Annotated in this window: 16 protein-coding genes and 1 pseudogene; 4 read left to right on the forward strand and 13 right to left on the reverse strand. The window is 37.7% G+C overall.

Features of this window, described 5'->3' with window-relative positions; all coding sequences use genetic code 11:
- Positions 1–88 precede the first annotated feature (88 nt).
- From ACFFHF_RS23550 to ACFFHF_RS23595, 10 genes are all read right to left on the reverse strand, one after another.
- Entirely contained in the window at positions 89–1,855 is a 1,767-nt protein-coding gene (locus ACFFHF_RS23550; RefSeq protein WP_160546071.1) for a methyl-accepting chemotaxis protein, read from the reverse strand.
- A 196-nt stretch (positions 1,856–2,051) separates the two neighbouring features.
- On the reverse strand, positions 2,052–3,401 hold the full coding sequence (locus ACFFHF_RS23555) for an MATE family efflux transporter (RefSeq protein WP_160546072.1): 1,350 nt from the start codon (positions 3,399–3,401) through the stop codon (positions 2,052–2,054).
- Positions 3,402–3,415: 14 nt separating this feature from the next.
- The gene (locus ACFFHF_RS23560) at positions 3,416–4,186 is read right to left on the reverse strand and encodes an ATP-binding cassette domain-containing protein (protein ID WP_160546073.1); all 771 of its coding nucleotides are present in this window, start codon (positions 4,184–4,186) and stop codon (positions 3,416–3,418) included.
- Positions 4,183–5,001, reverse strand: a complete 819-nt coding sequence (locus tag ACFFHF_RS23565; RefSeq protein WP_340903537.1) for an ATP-binding cassette domain-containing protein — start codon at positions 4,999–5,001, stop codon at positions 4,183–4,185. Before ACFFHF_RS23565 ends, ACFFHF_RS23560 begins: the two co-directional genes overlap by 4 nt.
- Positions 4,998–5,822, reverse strand: coding sequence for a nickel transporter permease (gene nikC, locus ACFFHF_RS23570; RefSeq protein WP_160546074.1), 825 nt, complete (start codon positions 5,820–5,822; stop codon positions 4,998–5,000). The genes ACFFHF_RS23565 and nikC overlap by 4 nt, the downstream gene beginning before the upstream one ends.
- Positions 5,822–6,775, reverse strand: a complete 954-nt coding sequence (nikB, locus tag ACFFHF_RS23575) for a nickel ABC transporter permease (protein WP_160546075.1) — start codon at positions 6,773–6,775, stop codon at positions 5,822–5,824. The genes nikC and nikB overlap by 1 nt, the downstream gene beginning before the upstream one ends.
- 54 nt (positions 6,776–6,829) lie before the next feature.
- On the reverse strand, positions 6,830–8,356 hold the full coding sequence (gene nikA, locus ACFFHF_RS23580) for a nickel ABC transporter substrate-binding protein (RefSeq protein WP_340903538.1): 1,527 nt from the start codon (positions 8,354–8,356) through the stop codon (positions 6,830–6,832).
- Positions 8,357–8,558: 202 nt separating this feature from the next.
- On the reverse strand, positions 8,559–9,614 hold the full coding sequence (locus ACFFHF_RS23585) for a sugar ABC transporter substrate-binding protein (RefSeq protein WP_340903539.1): 1,056 nt from the start codon (positions 9,612–9,614) through the stop codon (positions 8,559–8,561).
- Between the two features lie 25 nt (positions 9,615–9,639).
- Positions 9,640–11,346 carry a methyl-accepting chemotaxis protein gene (locus tag ACFFHF_RS23590; RefSeq protein ID WP_377059180.1) on the reverse strand — a complete coding sequence of 569 codons (1,707 nt, stop codon included), beginning with the start codon at positions 11,344–11,346 and terminating at the stop codon, positions 9,640–9,642.
- 167 nt (positions 11,347–11,513) lie between these two features.
- Positions 11,514–12,446: a D-2-hydroxyacid dehydrogenase gene (locus tag ACFFHF_RS23595; protein WP_377059181.1), complete on the reverse strand. Its 933-nt coding sequence runs from the start codon at positions 12,444–12,446 to the stop codon at positions 11,514–11,516.
- Positions 12,447–12,559: 113 nt separating this feature from the next.
- On the opposite strand from ACFFHF_RS23595, the gene ACFFHF_RS23600 reads away from it, so the two are divergent.
- The 3 genes from ACFFHF_RS23600 to ACFFHF_RS23610 all read left to right on the forward strand — a co-directional run bounded on the left by ACFFHF_RS23600 (position 12,560) and on the right by ACFFHF_RS23610 (position 14,842).
- Positions 12,560–13,030 (forward strand): hypothetical protein, encoded by a 471-nt coding sequence (locus ACFFHF_RS23600; RefSeq protein WP_377059182.1) that lies wholly within the window; start codon positions 12,560–12,562, stop codon positions 13,028–13,030.
- A 106-nt stretch (positions 13,031–13,136) separates the two neighbouring features.
- The gene (locus ACFFHF_RS23605) at positions 13,137–13,790 is read left to right on the forward strand and encodes an MtnX-like HAD-IB family phosphatase (RefSeq protein ID WP_377059183.1); all 654 of its coding nucleotides are present in this window, start codon (positions 13,137–13,139) and stop codon (positions 13,788–13,790) included.
- The gene (locus ACFFHF_RS23610) at positions 13,790–14,842 is read left to right on the forward strand and encodes an iron-containing alcohol dehydrogenase (protein ID WP_160546080.1); all 1,053 of its coding nucleotides are present in this window, start codon (positions 13,790–13,792) and stop codon (positions 14,840–14,842) included. The genes ACFFHF_RS23605 and ACFFHF_RS23610 overlap by 1 nt, the downstream gene beginning before the upstream one ends.
- A 24-nt stretch (positions 14,843–14,866) precedes the next feature.
- Here ACFFHF_RS23610 and ACFFHF_RS23615 read toward each other — a convergent pair whose 3' ends face one another.
- The gene (locus tag ACFFHF_RS23615; protein ID WP_160546081.1) at positions 14,867–15,325 is read right to left on the reverse strand and encodes a DinB family protein; all 459 of its coding nucleotides are present in this window, start codon (positions 15,323–15,325) and stop codon (positions 14,867–14,869) included.
- Positions 15,326–15,388: 63 nt separating this feature from the next.
- Positions 15,389–16,117, reverse strand: a complete 729-nt coding sequence (locus ACFFHF_RS23620) for a GDSL-type esterase/lipase family protein (RefSeq protein ID WP_160546082.1) — start codon at positions 16,115–16,117, stop codon at positions 15,389–15,391.
- A gap of 370 nt (positions 16,118–16,487) precedes the next feature.
- Here ACFFHF_RS23620 and ACFFHF_RS23625 point away from each other — a divergent pair, with 370 nt between their 5' ends.
- On the forward strand, positions 16,488–17,831 hold the full coding sequence (locus ACFFHF_RS23625) for an MFS transporter (RefSeq protein WP_160546083.1): 1,344 nt from the start codon (positions 16,488–16,490) through the stop codon (positions 17,829–17,831).
- A 297-nt stretch (positions 17,832–18,128) separates the two neighbouring features.
- Here ACFFHF_RS23625 and ACFFHF_RS23630 read toward each other — a convergent pair.
- Positions 18,129–19,177 (reverse strand): annotated as a pseudogene (locus ACFFHF_RS23630) (DUF2332 domain-containing protein).
- Positions 19,178–19,216 lie beyond the last annotated feature (39 nt).

A 19,216-nucleotide genomic window follows, 5' to 3' on the forward strand; every position in this document is an offset into this window, starting at 1 on the left:
ACATCATAGTGGAAGGTTTTTTATAACGCAACTATAAATTATTTAAAAAGTAAAAAAAGTTCCCCCTGTACCAACAGGAGGAAGCCGATTAAATCGTAAATTTCCTTAAAACTTCTTTTAAGTTAATCGCCATTTCATTAACTGTCTGAACAGAAGAAGCGATTTCCTCCATCGTTGCCAACTGTGCCTCAGCAGATGCAGCAACCGCATAAGAGGAGTTCGAATTTACCTTTGCAATTTCTGTTAGCACTTCGATATTGGCAGTTACACATTTGGAACTTTCCGTCATTTTTTGGACATATTGATGAATAGACTGAATCGTTTTACGAATGTCTGTGATAGAGTCAGTGATTTGTATAAAAGATCTTCCCGCTTCATTTACAGCGATTGACCCATTTTCTACTTCAAGCGTATTTTTTTCCATTGCTTTTACGGCTTGATTTGTACCGGTTTGGATTTTCAAAATAAGATCTATAATTTCGTTAGAAGAGCTCTTTGACTGTACGGCAAGTTTCCGGACCTCATCAGCAACCACAGAAAAACCTTTCCCATGCTCCCCGGCTCGTGCTGCTTCAATCGCAGCATTTAAAGCGAGTAAGTTCGTTTGATCTGCAATACCAGTGATCACTTTGGTTATTTGACTGATTTCCTTTGATTGTCTTCCAAGGTTACCAATCACTCCTGCCACTTCGATTACAGAGTCATGTATATGTGACATTTGCTTTATTGCATTCTCTACGACCTTGTTTCCGTTTTTAGACACTCCATCGACCATATTAGCTGAAGCTTCCAGTTTTTCTGATGAAAAAGTGAGAGTTTCTTGAATCGAAGCCAATGTGTTCATTGTATGTATGGTTTCATTTACACTATCTAGTTGTTTTTGAGAGGCAGCAGCAACCTCTTGAATGGAAAAAGTAATACTTTCTGAACCTTGTGCGGTTTCCTCCGAGCTTGCTGTTAAATCCTCCGCAGAGGCAGAAACCTGGGTGGTTGTCTCATATGCTTGGGAAATTAAGGCTCGCAGTTCTTTTACCATCCGGTTGAAAGTAGTAGTTAGCTCACCAATTTCATCATTTGATGTAACCTTCATATCTGCGTGACTAAAATCACCTTCTGCAACTACTTGAATTCTCTCTGATAAACGACGGATCGGGCCATGAATAGAATTCATCAATACGATGGCAACTATTACGGAAATACAAATAACGATGAATGTAAAGATCATTGTCCAAAGTTGAACTTGATTTCCATTTGAAATGATTTCTTCTCCCAGCTGTTCTACACTTTTATTTTTTTCATCTGCTAAAGCCTTTAATTTTGCCATCGTTTGTTCGGCTTTAAACTTTTCAGATCCAACATTGAGTAAGGCTTGGCGTTTCTCTCCGTTATCAAACACGTCGAAAGCTTCCTTCATCATCATCTCATTCCATTTGGAACCGTCGGAAATGACCTTTTTTACAGCAGCTTCATCTTTGTTCCCAGCTACGTTAGTCAATAACCTATCTTCTAATTGGGTACTTAGGTGTACATTGTTTTCAAAGCTTTCCTTAGCCTGAGGAGAACCTTCAAGCATGTACTCATTTACGAGTCTTAATCGCTCAGCCATGAAAAATCGTAAATCTTGTAAGGCGTTTAATTGCTGTGATTCTTTTAGAATAAGTGATTTTGCTAATTCATTTGCCTTTTGGGTATTGATCATGGAGTAAATAGCTAGTCCACTAGAAACTAGTAACACGAGCCCGAAGCTAAGCATGATTTTTTTTCGAATACTTTGTGATTGAAATGGTATTCTTATGATTGGTAACCGCCATTTTGTATTCTTAATTTTATTAACCCATTTATCAATAGACTTCAATCCCTACACATCCTTCACCCGTTTGTCCACTTCATTATGGCAAAGGAATATTAAGCAATTGTAAAGGAAGTGTAAGTATTGTATAAAAATAAAACTAAATACCTAATTCTTAAGAACTATTCTCGGAATAAAAAACCTAGGAAATCATGGTATTTCCTAGGGAAGCGCAGGTTATGACATTTCTCTGCAAATTTCCTTATCCGACTAATCGATTAGTTAGTTTTTTGAGATATAGTGATAAAAAGACGCTTCGAGATAGACTAAATAAGATAAACGCCATCCATACTCCGTGGTTCCCAAAAACAGGTACAAGACCTATAATGGCTGCTAAAAATACAAGTAATGCAATAAAAATAGAATTTCTTACTGATTTCGCGTCCGTTGCACCGGAAAAAATACCTTCTAGTTGTAATCCCCAAAATCCGACAAGGGGAAATAATAACATCCAAAATAAGAATACATGAGTGGTTTCTCTTACCTCATGAATAGTCGTGAATAATGACACGATAAAGTCTCCAAACAGGATAGTCAAAAAGGATAAAAGAATAGCTGTGGCAATTCCCCAAGTTGCAGAAAGCGACAAGGCTCGAAAATATAGAGAAGTGTTTTTTCCTCCAAACGCTCTTCCCACTAAAATGCTTGAGGCATTAGCGAATCCGCCAAATAGATATGCCATTACGTACTGAATTTGTAAAAGGATCGCATTTGCAGCTAAGGTGAGCTCACCCATACTTGCTCCTTTTGAGGTGAGTATTCCAGTCATTGTAACCAAACATAATGTTCGGAGAAAATGGTCGCGATTAACAAGAAACATTTGAGTTAAGGTATCTTTCTTGATTAATGCACTAAGAGAAGGAATAAAGAAACGACTTTTATTTGTTTGAAAAATAAGGAACATTCCAACTATAACGGAGGACACTTCAGCAATTAATGTAGCATAGGCAACGCCTGCAACCCCCATATGTAGGCCCAGAACAAATACAATATCTAGCACAATGTTTAATACATTCATACCAATTTGCAGGAACAAAGACATTTTCACTTTACCTAAGCCGACTAACCAACCGATGGTTACATAGCTTAGTAGAATAAATGGTGCTCCCCAGATACGAATAAGAAAGTAGGTTTCAGCAAGAGCGTTTGTTGCTGTATTCCCGCCCATTAATAGGAGAGAAAGATGGATGATGGGCTTTTGAAAAAGGATGAATAGCAATCCCATCAGAATAGCAATGATCATTGGACGATAAAGAGCTAGCATAATACCTTCTTCGTTTTTTGCTCCATCGGCTTGTGAAGTGAAGCCACTGGTTGTCACACGTAAAAAGCCGAGCAACCAGTACAGCGTGTTAAAAATAACGGCTGCAATCGCGACCCCGCCTAATGCCGTAGGATCTTGAATTCTTCCTACGACGGCAGTATCTACCACCCCTAGTAATGGGGTAGACACTCCAGATAAAATTAACGGAAAAGCCAATACTAAGTATTCGCGATGAGTGCATGTATGTGAATAGCGGTGAACCTTTTGTTTAACGGAAGCTAAATTCATTTTACTCCCCTTTCTTACAGCATAGCAGCTTGTAACAACGCTTTTGTATACGAATGTCTTTCAGGAGCATAAAGGTCAGATAGTTGAAAATGATCGACCAAGCACCCATTTTTCATGACAAGAATTATATCACATAAGTTGGTTACTGTTCGTATATCATGAGAAATAAATAAGATGGACATTTGTAAGTTTCTCTGTAATGTTTTTAATAGCTCTAAGATACGTACTTGAACGGACACATCTAGGCTCGCAGTTGCTTCATCACAAACTAAAAGAGCAGGTTCAATACTTATAGCACGTGCTATACACACTCTTTGTTTTTGACCGCCACTCAGTTCATCGGGATAGCGATCCACCATAACCTTCTCTAGTCCAACCATTTCAAGCAATCTCTCTGCCTTTTCACGATTGGTATGCTTACCTGGTGGCAAATAAGAAGGTGTAAAATCAGTAAAGTTGTTAAGTGGCTCAAGTAAACTTTTCCCAATTGGTAGTTTTGGATTTAAAGCACTATTAGTGTCTTGAAAGACCATTTGGATATTCTTCCGATAGGCTCGAACATCTGCTCGTTTTTTAGGAGGGATTTGTTGTTCGTTAAATGTGATACACCCTTGTTTATAGCTTTCTAGACCAAGAATGAGTTTCGTGAGTGTACTTTTTCCACTGCCGCTTTCCCCAACAATACCAACGATTTCTCCCCTCTCTATTTGGAAAGAAACCCCTTGTAGTGCAGCAATATTGTTTGTATATACTTTTGATAGTTGTTCCACTTTTAGTAAACTCATACGGTTCGAACTCCTTGATGGGTGTGAAGGTAACGTTCTCCTGGTAGTGACAACAAACAGGAGCATAATTCTTTTGTATATGGATGCTGATGTTCACAACGTATTTGTTCCGGTGTTCCTTCCTCAACGATTCTCCCTTTTTGCATCACAAAAATGTGGTCGGATCGTTTGTATGCTTGTACGAGATCATGTGTGATAAATAAAACTGCACAGCGTGTTTCTTTTCTAACTTTTTCAATCGCATCTAGTACTGCTTCCGCTGTCATAACGTCTAAAGCCGTTGTGATTTCGTCACAAATAAGTAACTTAGGCTTTAAAGCTAATGCTAATCCAATCGCAACTCGCTGGACTTGCCCGCCACTTAATTGGAAGGGATAACTTTGAAAGATTCGGTTGCTATCTAATTGTATTTCCTCGAGAACATGAAGAGATAATTCTTTCGCCTCTTTTTTACTAATAGAATAGTGAGAACGAATCGCTTCTACCATTTGCTTTCCTACTTTTATAAACGGGGTAAAGCTGCCACGATAGTCTTGAAAGATACTCCCTATCTCGCTTCCTAGCAGTCGATGGTGGTTTCTTTTATCCAAGGAAAGAAGGTTCATATCTTCGTAAAATACATGACCCGTAACTACCATAGTAGAATCCAATAAGCCTTGAACGGTCCTTGCGGTTATACTTTTACCACTACCGCTTTCTCCAATCAGTGCGACCATTTCGCCTTGATTCAATTCTAAGTTGATATCTTTTAGAAGTAACTGTTCATCTTTCGTCTTTATTGATAGGTTTTGTATAGATAAAAGCCTCTCCTTCACAGTATGTTCCTCCTTTTTCCCGTCTTAAAATAACCTTTTAACCCTTCTCCAAGAAGATTGCAGCATAGAACAGTCAACAAAATAGCAATGCCTGGATAGACCATTAGAGATGGATGCACTTGAAAGAATGTTCTTCCTTCATTCAACATGGCTCCCCATTCGGGTAACGGCGCTTGAGCACCTATTCCAATGTAGGAAAAAGAAGAAATCAGCAAAATAATTTTTCCTACATCAATAGCAGCCATAACGACAATCTCAGAAAATATTTGTGGGATGATATGAAACTGTATGGTATGAAAGTTACTAGAATAAGAGAGCCTTGAAGCAAGAACGAACTCCTTTTGTTTCTCTTCTAAAACCAAGCCTCGAACAACACGAGCGTATACAATCCATTTTACGAGGACAATCGCAATCACAATATTGGTTAAGCTTGGTCCTAGAATTCCTGCTATCGCAATTGCTAAGATGAAATCTGGAAAAGCGAGGATTCCATCTATGACTCTCATAAAAAAAGCATCCATCCTCCCACCAATATATCCTGATAGCAATCCGATAGGAATACCTATACACATTGCTAGCAAGATGATAAGGAGTCCTAGTCCAATCGTTAATTTGGCACCATATACAATTCGTGCAAAAATATCTCTTCCCATATGATCCGTGCCAAGCCAATGATGGGATGATGAAGCGCTTAGACGGTTGGTCATATTAATATAAAACGGATCCTGGGTTCCAAAGAAACTTCCCACCAAAAAAACTATGGCTAAAATAGAGGCAAGAGAGATCCCTATCACCATACTCAGGTTTTTCTTGTTTTTCATTATTTTGCCTCCTTTCCTTGCTGAACTTGTGGGTTGATCACCAAATAAAGTAAGTCAACGAGCAAATTGGTTAGTACGATTAAAAAGCCAATCACAATAATAAAGCCTTGAATAAGGGGATAATCACGTTGCATAACAGCTTGAACAATTAATTCCCCCATGCCTGGCCAAGAAAATAAAATTTCAATGACTGATATCCCGCCAAGTAGACTTCCGAGACTAAGGCCAAACATCGTAACAAGTGGAATGAGACTTCCACGTAACGCATGGAAGAAAAGGATTCTACTTCTACTAATCCCCCTTGCTATCGCTGCTTCAATAAACGGGCTTTGCAGGATCGTGATGAGTCGTTCTCTTAACAAGGTAATATAGATCGGTGCCATCGCCATTCCAAGAGTGATTGAAGGCAGAACATAATGGGCAAATGTCCCTCTCCCCATCATCGGTAGCCATTGCAATTTTAATGAAAAGAAATACATAAGCAGTAGTCCTAACCAAAAACTTGGGATAGAAGCACCAACGAGCGCAAACCAGCGACTTATGTAATCGGGCCATCGGTTTTCATATAAAGCACTGACCACTCCTAATGGTATGGAAATAAGGAAAAGAACCGTTAATCCACCTATTGCTAACGCAAAAGTTGCAGGTAATCTATCAAATATCAGCTCAGAGACAGGTTTCTTTGAGATCAATGATTCACCTAAATCAAATTGGCCTACATTAATAATCCAGTCACCGTATTGCTGTAGAATGGGTTTATCAAATCCATATTCCTTCTTCAACTCTTCTTCTTTCTCTGTTGTTACCGACACATCATCAACCTTCAGGATGGACCGTATCGGGTCTCCTGGAGTAATTTTCATTAACAGAAAGGTTAAAAAGGATAAAACAAATACCATAACTAATAACTGAGACAGTCTTGAACCAATCATCTTCCCTATTCTCTTCAACATAATCACCTTCCTCACGAGAAAAGTGAAAGTGCCAAGGACACTTTCACCTTTTGATTATTCAACCTCTAATTTGTTTGTTAAAATATAGTATTCTTCTGAACCGGGAGCCCAGTTTTTCACATGATTGCTCACACCTATAATAATATGAGGATGAACAACAAACGAATGAAGAACTTTTTCCTGTATTAGCTTAACGGCTTCCTTTTCTAATCCTACGCGTTGCTCTAAGTTACTCGTAGTATTTAGTTGTAAAATAGTATTGGTTAGTTCCGGCACGTTAATTTGTCCAGGGTTTAAGGAGCCATCTGGAACATACGCAGAGTTCAAGAAAAATCCACCATCACCACGAGGAGCCGTTAAATTGGAATACGTTGCAATATCCCAGTCATCTTGCTTTTCCCATAGAAACGTATCAATATTTTCAACTGTGACAATGTTTATTTTTATGCCGACAGAAGCTGCTTCTGCTTGTAAATATTGAGCAATTAGCGGAAGCTCAGGTCTTCCTTGATACGTAGCAACGGTTAATTCAAGTGACTTTCCGTCTTTTTCAAGTGTTCCACTTGCGTTTTTTATATAACCTGCGTCCTCTAACAGCTCCGCCGCTTTTACGGGGTTAGACTTTACCACTTCTTTATCCGACGAAAAAGCAAACATGGGGTTAAAGGGACCAGTAGCTTCTGTCGCATGACCATTCATGATTTCTTCCACAACGGTTGTACGATCTAACAGTAAATCTATCGCTTTTCTGACATTTTCATCCTGTAATTGAGGATTGACTGAATTATATAGAAGGAAATGAGCTCGTAGACTCATGATAGATTCAATGCGAAGATCCTTATTGTCTTCTATAGGTTTCAGTGTTTCGGGAGGCAAGTGATAGACGATATCTGCCTCTCCTGATTGAAGGGCTAACGCACGTACATTTCCGTCAGAATTAAATGTAACTGTTGCTTCATCTACTTTTGCCTTTCCATCCCAATAATCCTCATAGCTTACTAGTTTAATCTCGGATTCTGGTGCGAAACTTTGTACTTGAAATGGTCCAGTTCCAATTGGTTGCTCACTAATATCTTCAGAATCCACCTTAATGATCGAAGCGTTTGTATGAACTAGTTCCGATAGAAAAGCTGGATATTCCTCCTCGGTTTGGAAGGTAATTTCTTGGCCACTAGCTGTGATGGACGCGATTTTCAAATTGGAGTTCATTGCCTCATTGACTTCTATTAGTCTTTCAAATGATTTCTTTGCCGCTTCAGCATCTAGTGTAGATCCATCGTGAAAGGTAACCCCTTCTCGAATATGAAACTTCCAGGTAGTTGAATCCAATTGTTCCCAAGAGTCTGCTAACCAAGGCTGTATTTCTAGATTTTCGTCAATCTGGACTAAGGTTTCAGCAATTCCTGCACGTACTCCCATCCAATCCTGGTGAGGATCTAAGGTTTTTGATGCAAAGCTAAATAATAGTTTTACTGTTTTCTTTTCCTCGCTTTCTTTTGAAGAAGTTCCGCTACTACTGCAAGCAGCTGTAAAAACAATAACGAAAGCAAGAAGTATGTAAGTAATAAATGACTTTTTCAATCGAACCCATCCTTTGAACATTTTTGTAAACAGAAATCATTACGATTAAAATACAATAAATATTGGTAAATCGAAATCATTTCAGTTTACAATACTAAACTATAATGTGTTGCATTCATAGTGTCAATATTAAATCGTAATTTTTACGATTTAATATAAAAAAAACAGACCAACGATCATCAGTTGGTCCTATACTTATGATTTATTTAAACACGTCTGCCTCGTTCAAGTATCCATCCTTGATCACGGTATCACGAACGTTTTCATTTGTGATGGCAATTGGATCTAAGAAGACAGCTGGGACATCGATTTTTCCATTGTTAATTTGCTTGTCGGTCTTTACTTCTTCTCCCTTTGCTACCATAATCGCCATTTCGGCAGACTTTACCGCTAATAGGTTAATCGGTTTATATACGGTCATCGTTTGTAATCCTTGAACAACACGGCGAACTCCTTCAAGCTCGGCGTCCTGACCAGAAACAGGAACGGTACCAGCTAAACCAACGCCTGCTAATGACTCAATTACTCCACCAGCCGTTCCGTCATTTGCAGCAATAACCGCGTTAATAGCATTTCCATTTTTACTCAGTGCCGTTTTCATATTTTCTTTTGCAATGTCTGGGTTCCAATCATCAGTATACTGATCATGAACGAGCTTCACGGTTCCGTTATCGATTAGAGGCTGTAATACTTTCATCGCGCCTTGGCGGAAAAGAATCGCGTTGTTGTCAGATTCTGCTCCACCAATATAAGCAAAATTTCCATTAGGTACTTTCTTTAAAATTTCTGTAGCTTGAATTTCTCCTACTTTTTCATTATCAAAGGAAATATAGTAATCAACATCAGCATTTTTTATCAATCGGTCGTAGGAAACCACCTTTACCCCTGCTTCATGAGCAATTTCTACGATTTCAGCTGAAATCACAGCATCATGAGGAACGACGACTAATACATCTACTCCCTCCTCAATTAATAATTGGGCTTGTTTAATTTGAACTTCATCCAATCCGTTGGCGGCTAGTGTTTTTACTTGCCCGCCCAACTTTTTAATTTCTTCTTCAAACAGTGCTTTATCTTTGTACCATCTTTCGTCTTTTAGCGTATCTAATAAAAATCCGACATATGGTTTTGAATCATCAGTGATTAATTTTGAGTGGTTAGTGCTTGATGCTTTCTCTGTCGAGGAACAACCAGCTGTAACGATCATAACAATAATTAGAAACAAGCTTGTGAGAGACATCTTTGGAATATTTTTCATATATATCCTCCTTCCTTTTGAGCCTTTATAGTTCAAATTTTTTGATCAAATTGTTCATTCTTTCTACCATGCTTGTAAGCATTTTGGCACTTACAGAAATATTGTCGAGTGATTGGTTTTGTTGAAGAACTGCAGCTGATATCTCTTCCGAACCAGCGGCGGTTTCTTCTGATACGGCAGCAATATGCTCGATATTCTCACTCATGGATTGACTTGATTGTTGAACTTTATTAAAACTTTCTGAAATCGTTTTTATGCCAATAGACATATGTTCTACTTTTTCCTTAATGTCTGCAAATTGTTGGCCGGTTAGTTCAATTTGTACGGTTCCTTTATTTACCTCACCGTATCCTTCGTTTAAATTTTCAGCAATTTTTGATGTTTCTTCTTTTATGCTGAAAACAATGGATGCGATCCCTTCAACTGAACGCGAAACCTCTTCGGCTAATTTTCTTACTTCCGTTGCTACAACAGCAAAGCTTTTTCCTGCTTCTCCAGCTCTGGCCGCTTCAATGGACGCATTTAAAGCAAGCAAGTTAGTTTGGTCGGCAATGGACTTGATCACATGGACGATTTCTGTAATTGATTGTGTTTTGCTTTCTAAATTCTTCACTTGGTGAACAGATTCACTTACCACATGATTAATTTTTTTCATTTGTTGTAGTGATTCTTTCATTTGATTGTCCCCGCGAACGGCCACATCTAACACTTGACCAGAAAATTCTACTAATCTTTCCCCTTGTGAGTTAGATTGTACGATTTCTTCGTTAAATTCCTTCGTTTTTGACGCAATATTCGCTGCATTATCCGCTTGTGAGCTTGCGCCCTTCGCCATTTCTTCAATCGTTATAGAAACTTGTTCGCTACCCAGCTTTACTTCCTCAGATGACTCAAACAACGTAACACTTTGTTTGTCCACTTCAGCTGATAAAGTTGAGATTTCGGAAATCATTCCTCGTAAGCTTGTTCCCATTTCATTAATAGAATGAGAGAGTTGTCCAATTTCATCGTTTCCACTGTAGGTTAATCTCTCATTGTTCAGTCTGCCACTAGCAATCTCGTTACTTTGTACAACGATTTCTTCCAGATTTCTCTTGATTCTGCGGCTAAGAATAAAAATCATGATAAAAGAAAGAATGATTGATCCAAATGATGAAAGAATAAGAATAAGATACAGTCTTTCCAGTTGACTTTGTGCGGATGCTAAGTCAGCTTCACTAATTTTTGTCGCTGAATCTTTTAACTCATATCCCAATTTAATGGTTTCATTTTTTAATTCTCTTGCTTCACTTTCTAATGTCGCAAACTCTTCTGTATTAATTTGTTGTACTTTTGGTACGATTGTACTAAAGAAATACTCGTCGAGTTTATGATTGTTCTCTATGAGCTGATTAAACGTTTCCAATTGATTGGTAGTTAGATTTTTCTTTATTCTTTTAGCGATACTGACAAACTCTTGACTATGATCCAAATACACATTCAACTTGGTTTCATCAGACAATAGAATGTACTCCGGAACTAATAAGTACTTTTCATGGTAAAGAGTTACCAAGTTTCCAGCATCTACAGCTACTTGATTTCTCGTCACTGTATCTTCCATTTTTTCGCTCGTATCTTTAATAAAAATCCCTGTAACTACTACAGAAATGATAAAAGCAATGGTCATAAAAGAGAAGATCACCATGTACTTTCCACCAATCTTGATGTTTGACCATTTTACCCTTCTTAACATACTACTCCCCCTAACTCGGTGATTGTTTTTAACAATCGACAAAATTCTTCATTCTTTTTATCGGCATTTGTGAAGATTATGTTAAGTTTTCTTACAAAAAAAATATTATATAAGAATAAGGAACTAAAAAAGTCTGTTTCCATCATCTTGATAGAAACAGACCTTTTTTAATATCCTTTATCAAAATCCACTGAGTTCGATACGGGGTGGTTTGATTCTAAGGCTTGTAAGGTTTGAGCAAAGCAAAGAATTGCTTCGTTCAGTTCGGTTACAGCAGAGATATGTGGAGTGATGATTACGTCTTTCCTTAACCAAAGAGTCGATTCTTCTGGTAGTGGTTCTATTTCTACTACATCTAGGATCGCCGTATGTACGTTCCCTGAATCGAGCGCAGTGATCAGTGCTTTTTCATCAACTGTTGCGCCTCTGCCTACGTTAATAAAACCAACTGACTTCGTTTGAGAGAAAAGTTTTTCATTGAATAATTGTTTTGTGTGATGAGTCAGCGGAAGCGTACTGATGATCCAGTTGGCTTTTTCAATTATAGAAGAAACGGAACTTATCGGAACAACTTTATGAAAGTATTCTTTTTGTTTACCGCTTTCGGAGACGCCAATAACGGTTGAACCAAAATAGGTAAACGTCTTAGCTACTTCTTGGCCAATGGCCCCAGTTCCAAAAATAACGATCGTAACATCCTTTAGCAACTTTGGCGTTCTTTGACACCACTTTTTTTGTTGCTGTTGCTGCTGAAATTGTCCATGATATTGTAGGTTTGTTAATAGATAACTTAAACAGTACTCACTTATTCGTTCTCCGAAGGAACAAATGGTACGGGTAAGGAGAGTTTGATTTTCATTCCAGCCCTCTATTTCTAAAAAATTATTTACACCTGCATTAAAGGAATGAACCCATTTAATTTTCGGTATTTGAAAATTCACGCATGGTTTAAAACCAACGTAGGCATCTGCCCAGTCTAAGTCATGTTCGGTGATCGCCTCTACTGGTAGAAAGCGAAATTCCTTTTGATCCATGTTTGGAAAATATGTCTCAAATTCCTTCTGATACTCCCCTGCTATAAGAATGTTATGTATGTTCATACAAACCTCCGATTGTCTAATATCATTTATTGTACTATAGCGCGATAAATAGAAGTAGCTCTTTGGTATTTCCACTTCTACTCTTTCATACAGTGTAAAACGGGGTGATAACTATGAAGAGATGGCTAAAAATCGTGATACTCATCTATTTATCCCTTCTTTTTTTCGGAAGTTTTATCGCTGTAGGTATGCTATGGACGGGAAGGATTGAAAAGTGGATTCCAGAGGTTTCTAAAATAGAAATCTTTCTTTATTATTTCTTTGCGGGTGCAATTGGTGGTTCACTTCGGCATCTATATATGTTTTGTTCCCATTATATGAAAGGTGAATTAACCGATTATCGAAAGTGGATTATGTATATATTTTATCCTATATTTGCTACAGGGACAGCCGTTGTGGCGGTTACCCTCATTCAAAGTGGGATTTTATTAATTCAATTTATTGAATATGAAGATACTCCATACGCCCAAATCAGCATCGCTTTTTTTGTTGGATTTGGTTTTAATCGGTTTTTAAATAAACTAAATGCTGTTTCCGCGAAGTTGTTTCAACCGGAGCAAGAAACGGATAAACCGTCCAATTAAGACTCATGGAATTTTCCATGAGTCTTTTAAATTTACTTCGTTATCTTACCAATTTTTGCTTATAATATGGGAAATACCTAAATAATAGTGAAGGGAATTTTTGAAGATGAAAAAATGGGCATTTGTTTCTGATTTTGATGGTACGATTTCAAAGAAAGACTTTTACTGGATGGTGATTGATAAATACTTTTCAGAAGGGAAAGAACTATTTAACGAATGGAAAGCTGGGACGATCAAAGATATTGATTTCCTTGCAACCGTCTTTAGAGCAATTCACCAAGAAGAAGCACATATTATTGAAGATATACATACGATACCAATTGACGAGTATGTTCCTTCATTTATCATGCATGTTCAAGAAAATGGTGGAGATTTTTACATACTAAGTGCAGGTACGGATTATTACATTCATCATATTCTTAAGAAATACGACATAAAAGACGTGACTGTATTTTCAAACGAAGGATTTTTTCACGAAAAAAATATTCATATGAAAATTGATAGTAACGACTGGAAATACTCTGAGCGATATGGAATTGATAAATCGAAAGTAATTCAAAAATTAAAGGAAGAATACGAGCTGGTGTATTTTGCTGGAGACAGTGAGCCTGACTCGCATCCGGCTGTGTTTGCTGACCTCACCTTTGCCAAGGATGCCCTACAAGATATGCTAGAGGAAAAAGGTGTCCCTTATAAAGCTGTGGAGGAGTTCACAGAAATTGAAAAATATTTAATCAATAAAGGGCTGATTTCACGATAATGCGGCAAGGTACAAATATCTCGATTCCTTCTTTACTGGAAATTAATAGTGGGGTTATTCATCAATTAGAAGCGTACTTAATCAAGCATGGATTTCGCAATGCAATGATCTTTTTTGATGAGTTTACGAATGAAACTTTTGCTGAAACCATTGAGTCCTCCTTTTCAAGGCTCACTCTCGATACAAAGGTATTGAAATCCGGATTGGATATCAATGATTTGATTCAAGTAGCCTTTTCGCTAAAGAACTATGATGTAGTCCTAGCTATGGGTGGTGGCGCACTAGTCGATTATGGAAAGTATGTTGCGTTTATTCGGAAGTTTCCGTTTATTAGTATCCCTACTTCTGCGTCAAATGACGGATTTGCAAGCTCTAACTGTTCGATTATGGTAAATAGCAAAAAGACGACCGTTCCAGCACAAATTCCTTATGGAATCGTTGTAGACCTTGATATCATACAGACTGCCCCGACAAAAATGATTCTCGCGGGAATCGGTGATTTACTGTCAAATATCACCGCCCTATATGATTGGGATTTTGAAGAAAAACATGGGGTTGGATATGTTAATGCATTTGCGGCGATGCTAAGTAAAAAAGCGGTGAACAGTTTTATCCGAACACCTATGAACGATATTAAGAATCCAATATTCTTAAAAGAATTGGTTAGTTCGATGACGATGGGTGGAATTTCGACCGATATAAGTGGAAATAGTGCTCCTATTAGCGGTTCTGAGCATCTGATCTCACATGCATTGGATAAAATATCAGATGCACCACAAATGCATGGTGTTCAGGTTGGGATTGCAACGTATATCGTAGCAAAAGTTCAGAATCACAGACACGAACGTGTAAGAAAAGTGTTTGAACGTACGGGATTTTTTGATTATGTACAAACATTGTCACTACATAAAGAAGAATACCTGCAAGCGATTGATTTGGCGCCTACCATAAAGCCTAATCGGTATACATTTTTACACGAAGAAAGGTATCGTGAAAAAGCCAAACAGTTGCTAGATGAAGATGAGATTTTGAAGGGATTATTTAAAGAATAAAGGTGAAGCCCGTAAGCACCCACTTTATTCTTTTTCCCTTTTAAAAATGATATAGTCCGAGGCAATGGGTTCTTCGCCATGTTGTCGGAGAAGAAGATTGATTTGACCTCGATGATACTGTCCGTGAAGAGCTACATGAACGAGGATATCTCTGATCGAGTCTTGAAACTCAGTTCCCGTGCTATTTTTATATGTAACGGTTTGTTCGCCCTTTTGTTCTGTTAATTTTGATAAAAAAAGCTGATAATCATGATGATTCTTGTGAAGTAGTTCCTTACAACTTTCTATAGAGAGGTCGGACCATATAGGAAGGTGTGCGCTGCTATTCCCCGCCAGCCTAGTGATCCACACTCGTTCAGCTAATAAGGTGTGAGCAAATAATTTTCCTGCTGGCTTATTGGGTACACTTAGTGAAAGCAAGGTGTTGATGATGCGTTCATTTGCCCAATGCAAGTGATCATACATGCTTTGAATGGACTTCAATTCTTTCACCTCCTCCGAAAATTTGCACGCCCTTTTTCATTGTGAAATAGGGCGTGAGGAACTTTACTCTTCTTGAATTGCCTTCCAAAATTCTTTCGCTACGGCCTTATATCCTTCTAAACTTAAATGGATGTCGTTAGGGTTTGGCACATATAATGTTTCATATTTTTTAATCACTTTTGCTGTAGGGACAAAGTCATCACCATTGGCGGAAGCGACTTTTTCAATGGTCTGATTCAGCGCATCTAATAATGGAAGTAAGGCAGCCTGCTCTTGCTTTGGTAGATGAGGGAATGGATTGTAGTAGCCCATAACATAGACCTTTATTCCTGGATTGATCTTATCGATTTCACTTAAAATAAGATATAAGTTTTCGGCGATGGTGTTTAATACAGCAGGTGCGGTGGACGGATTTTGCCTTATAGTATTTAAATTGGCTAATAAGTCATTGGCACCAATATCAATGGTAACAAGCTCAGCGTTTTTAATGGAGTTTCGTAGTTCAGCGTAATTGGCATTGTTAGGATTGAGTAGCTCGCTTACGATATTGGTAGTTCTGTATCCAGGGACACCATAATTATCTAATGTGATTTCATACTGTGATTGCTCATAACGATCAACCAGAAAATCTGCGTACCCTTTATCTAGTTTATGATAAGGTGTTGCCCCAGCGGCTAATGAATCACCAAGAGCCACATAGTCGACTTGTTTGCTGCCTTTTGCAAACGCTGTCATTGGTAAGGATGCTAAAAGTGATCCAATTATCATGGAACGTAAAATTATCCTCTTCATTTTCATAACACCTACTCCCCCTTTTCCTTATTCTTTATAATAATTCGTGATTAAGAACAAAATTCCTATTCGCACGATAAATATTTTATTTTGTTTTTCCATATGACCACACAAATATTACAAAAATCCAACTCACGCTTCATTAATCAGGGGCATTAACCGCTGAGCAAGTAGCAGAATTGAGTAAGTAACTAGAAAATCCAACTCACGTCTTTTATATGTGCGCTCAAGTTTACAAAATACTATGAAACTTATGGTCCAACACCACCTCTTGACATAAACCACCAATTGCTTTAATATACTTCAAGTTCAAGATACTTCTGTATTCGAAGTATTATACATATATCAAGCCGTAAAAAGGAGAATTTTTATGAAAAGTCGAGTAACCGTCATGATTAGTATTGTACTCGCGATGCTTGTTGCATCCATTGATACAACTATCATGAACACAACCATGCCTGTCATCGCAGAGGAGCTTGGCCGTTTTGATTTGTATGCATGGTCGTTTGCTTCCTATATGATTGCTAGCACCATATTATCCCCGGTGGCTGGAAGATTATCTGATTTGTTTGGTAGAAAGAAAGTATTTGGCTTCGGTATCTTACTTTTCTTAGCTGGATCACTTCTATGTGGCATATCTGCCAATATGATACAATTGGTTATTTTTCGTGCTGTACAAGGGATGGGTGCCGGTTTTATGATGCCCTTTCCAGCCATTATTGCTGGTGACCTTTTCTCAGTTGAAAAACGTGGGAAAATCCAAGCATTATTCACAGGAATGTGGGGGTTATCGGCTGTGCTTGCTCCCCTTTTAGGTTCTTTCTTTGTGGAAGTATTAACATGGAGATGGATTTTCTATATTAACCTACCAATCTGTCTGATTTCATTTGTCACTTTATTAGCTTATAAAGAGGAATATGAACCGAGAAAAGCAAAGGTCGATTATATGGGTGCGGTACTGTTTGGTGCTAGTATTACTAGTCTGCTTCTTGTTACAGTAGTTCAAGAAAATAGATGGATCTTTTGCATAGTAGGAGTATTATTGCTTGTAGGGTTTTATTTCTTTGAGAAAAAGCAAGCATCACCGATCGTTCCGTTTTCTATGTTTAAAAATCAAATGATATCGAGAATTAATTTTAATGGTTTTATTGGGAATCTGGCTCTTTTTGGTACAGCTAGTTATATTCCGTTGTTTTTACAACATATCGCTGGTCTTTCCCTTTTTCTCAGTGGTGTTGCGCTCCTTGGTCAGGCTATTGGCTGGATGATGGCGGCCGTTCCTGCAGGAAAGTGGATATTAAAATACGGATATCGAAGATTGCTGATTATCGGTAATGCATTCTTATTCGCATCAGGTCTGTTGTTGCTTCTTCTAGATCCAAGTCATGGTTTTTGGTTTGTATTCTTTGTCATGCTTATTCAAGGGATCGCTTTTGGAATGCTGTCCACAGTGGGAGTGATCGGGGTACAACAACTCGTGGGTGTGCACGAAAAAGGAGTCTCCACAGCGTTCTTTATGCTTTGCCGAAACATGGGTACCGTTATCGGGGTAACCGTTATGGGTTATCTGTTAACTACAGGTGCATCCGATATGGACGGAATTCATCATTTATTCCAGTTTGGATTTATTGGTAGTGTTTTAGCTCTACTAACTTCTTTCCTTATTCAAAAAAATACAGCAGAGCAATCCACTCCTGCTGCTAAAATTGGGTAACACAAAAAGGAGGATCTGGGTTTTATTAAAAGTCAATATATTTCTTAAAACCTTTATCAATAATGAATTTCTATTTAATGTCAGACATTATAGATGGTTAAATTAAAGAGGATAGGTGAGCAGTAGAAAATATGCTCTATCTATCCTCTCTTTGTACAACAAATGACCTCTTTTACTACAACAAAAAAATATAATGTTGTTGTGCAAACGCCCCCTATTGTTTAAGTGCAAAATTTCACAAAGTTATACAAAATAAAGAAAGCTGCCTATAATTTGCAGCTTTACCGAGTTCCATATTTACTGTGTAATTGGCAGCTCATTTTTCAAAAACCATTCAAACCATCTACCGTGCCCATCGGTTGCTGCAATAGTGTTTTGACTCTCAATGCCATTCAAATAATAATCTAGATGTAAAAATCTATCTTGAACATTATTGTAGATATGGAAGACATCTCTTTCCTTACCTATAGCTTCAACAGTTTTTAATAAACGTTTTTTCATTTCTAATGATATTTGGTTCGCAACATGAGTATGGAATATGCAAATTGCACTGTCCTCTGGTATATTTTCAATGTATTCTGATAATAGACTTATCCCATCCCCATCAACCAAATGTACTGAGCCGTCCTTGATATAACTTGCAGCTTCTTCAAACATAAACAACCTCTCTTTATGTTCGGGCCATATTAATGATTTTAGCCACAAGTGCTCTTCCTCATTTTTTAGACAACTATATTTAGATCAAAGCCAACCCTTGTTAAAACTGGCGGCGGTGTCGAATGGAGGATTGGAATAATTTCTCCTTTTATTTCTGCTGAAATATTAAGTTTAGAATCTATATTACCATAAATGTTATTTTGCCCGTAGGAATATGAATATTTATCCCAAAGAAGCTGTAACCCCGCACTTGTCCCAATTTCGACAAGTGCTAATGGTTTCTTTGCTTTCTCGTAAATAGTACAAAAAGCAGGATAAAGGTATGCACATCTTCGTACTTCGTTGGTTTGAACAAGCTTAGTTTTAAGAATCGACTCAATTTCATTTCGATATTTATCGCAAAAATCTTTAAAGTCTTCAAACGACTCATTAAATAATTTTGGATTATTTACTATGCTCGAGTAATACTCTTTTAATGGGTGTTCCTTACCATTTAGTAAGAGATAGTGAACTGCACCAAACAGAAGGTTTGGAACAGGTTGTCCCGCACGTGCGCTACTACAAATTTCAAGCAGGTTTTCATCTCTAGCAATTTTTTTGGACAAATATTCGTATAATAAACTAGACCCTTTACATTCCCTCTCGGCAAACGTCAGAAAAGTTTTTGACAAGACTTCAGCATTAAACAAATATAATCCTCCCTTTTTAAACAAGAATATTGTATAATT

The sequence above is a fragment of the Robertmurraya beringensis genome (assembly GCF_042433785.1).
Taxonomy (GTDB): Bacteria; Bacillota; Bacilli; order Bacillales; family Cytobacillaceae; genus Robertmurraya_A; species Robertmurraya_A beringensis.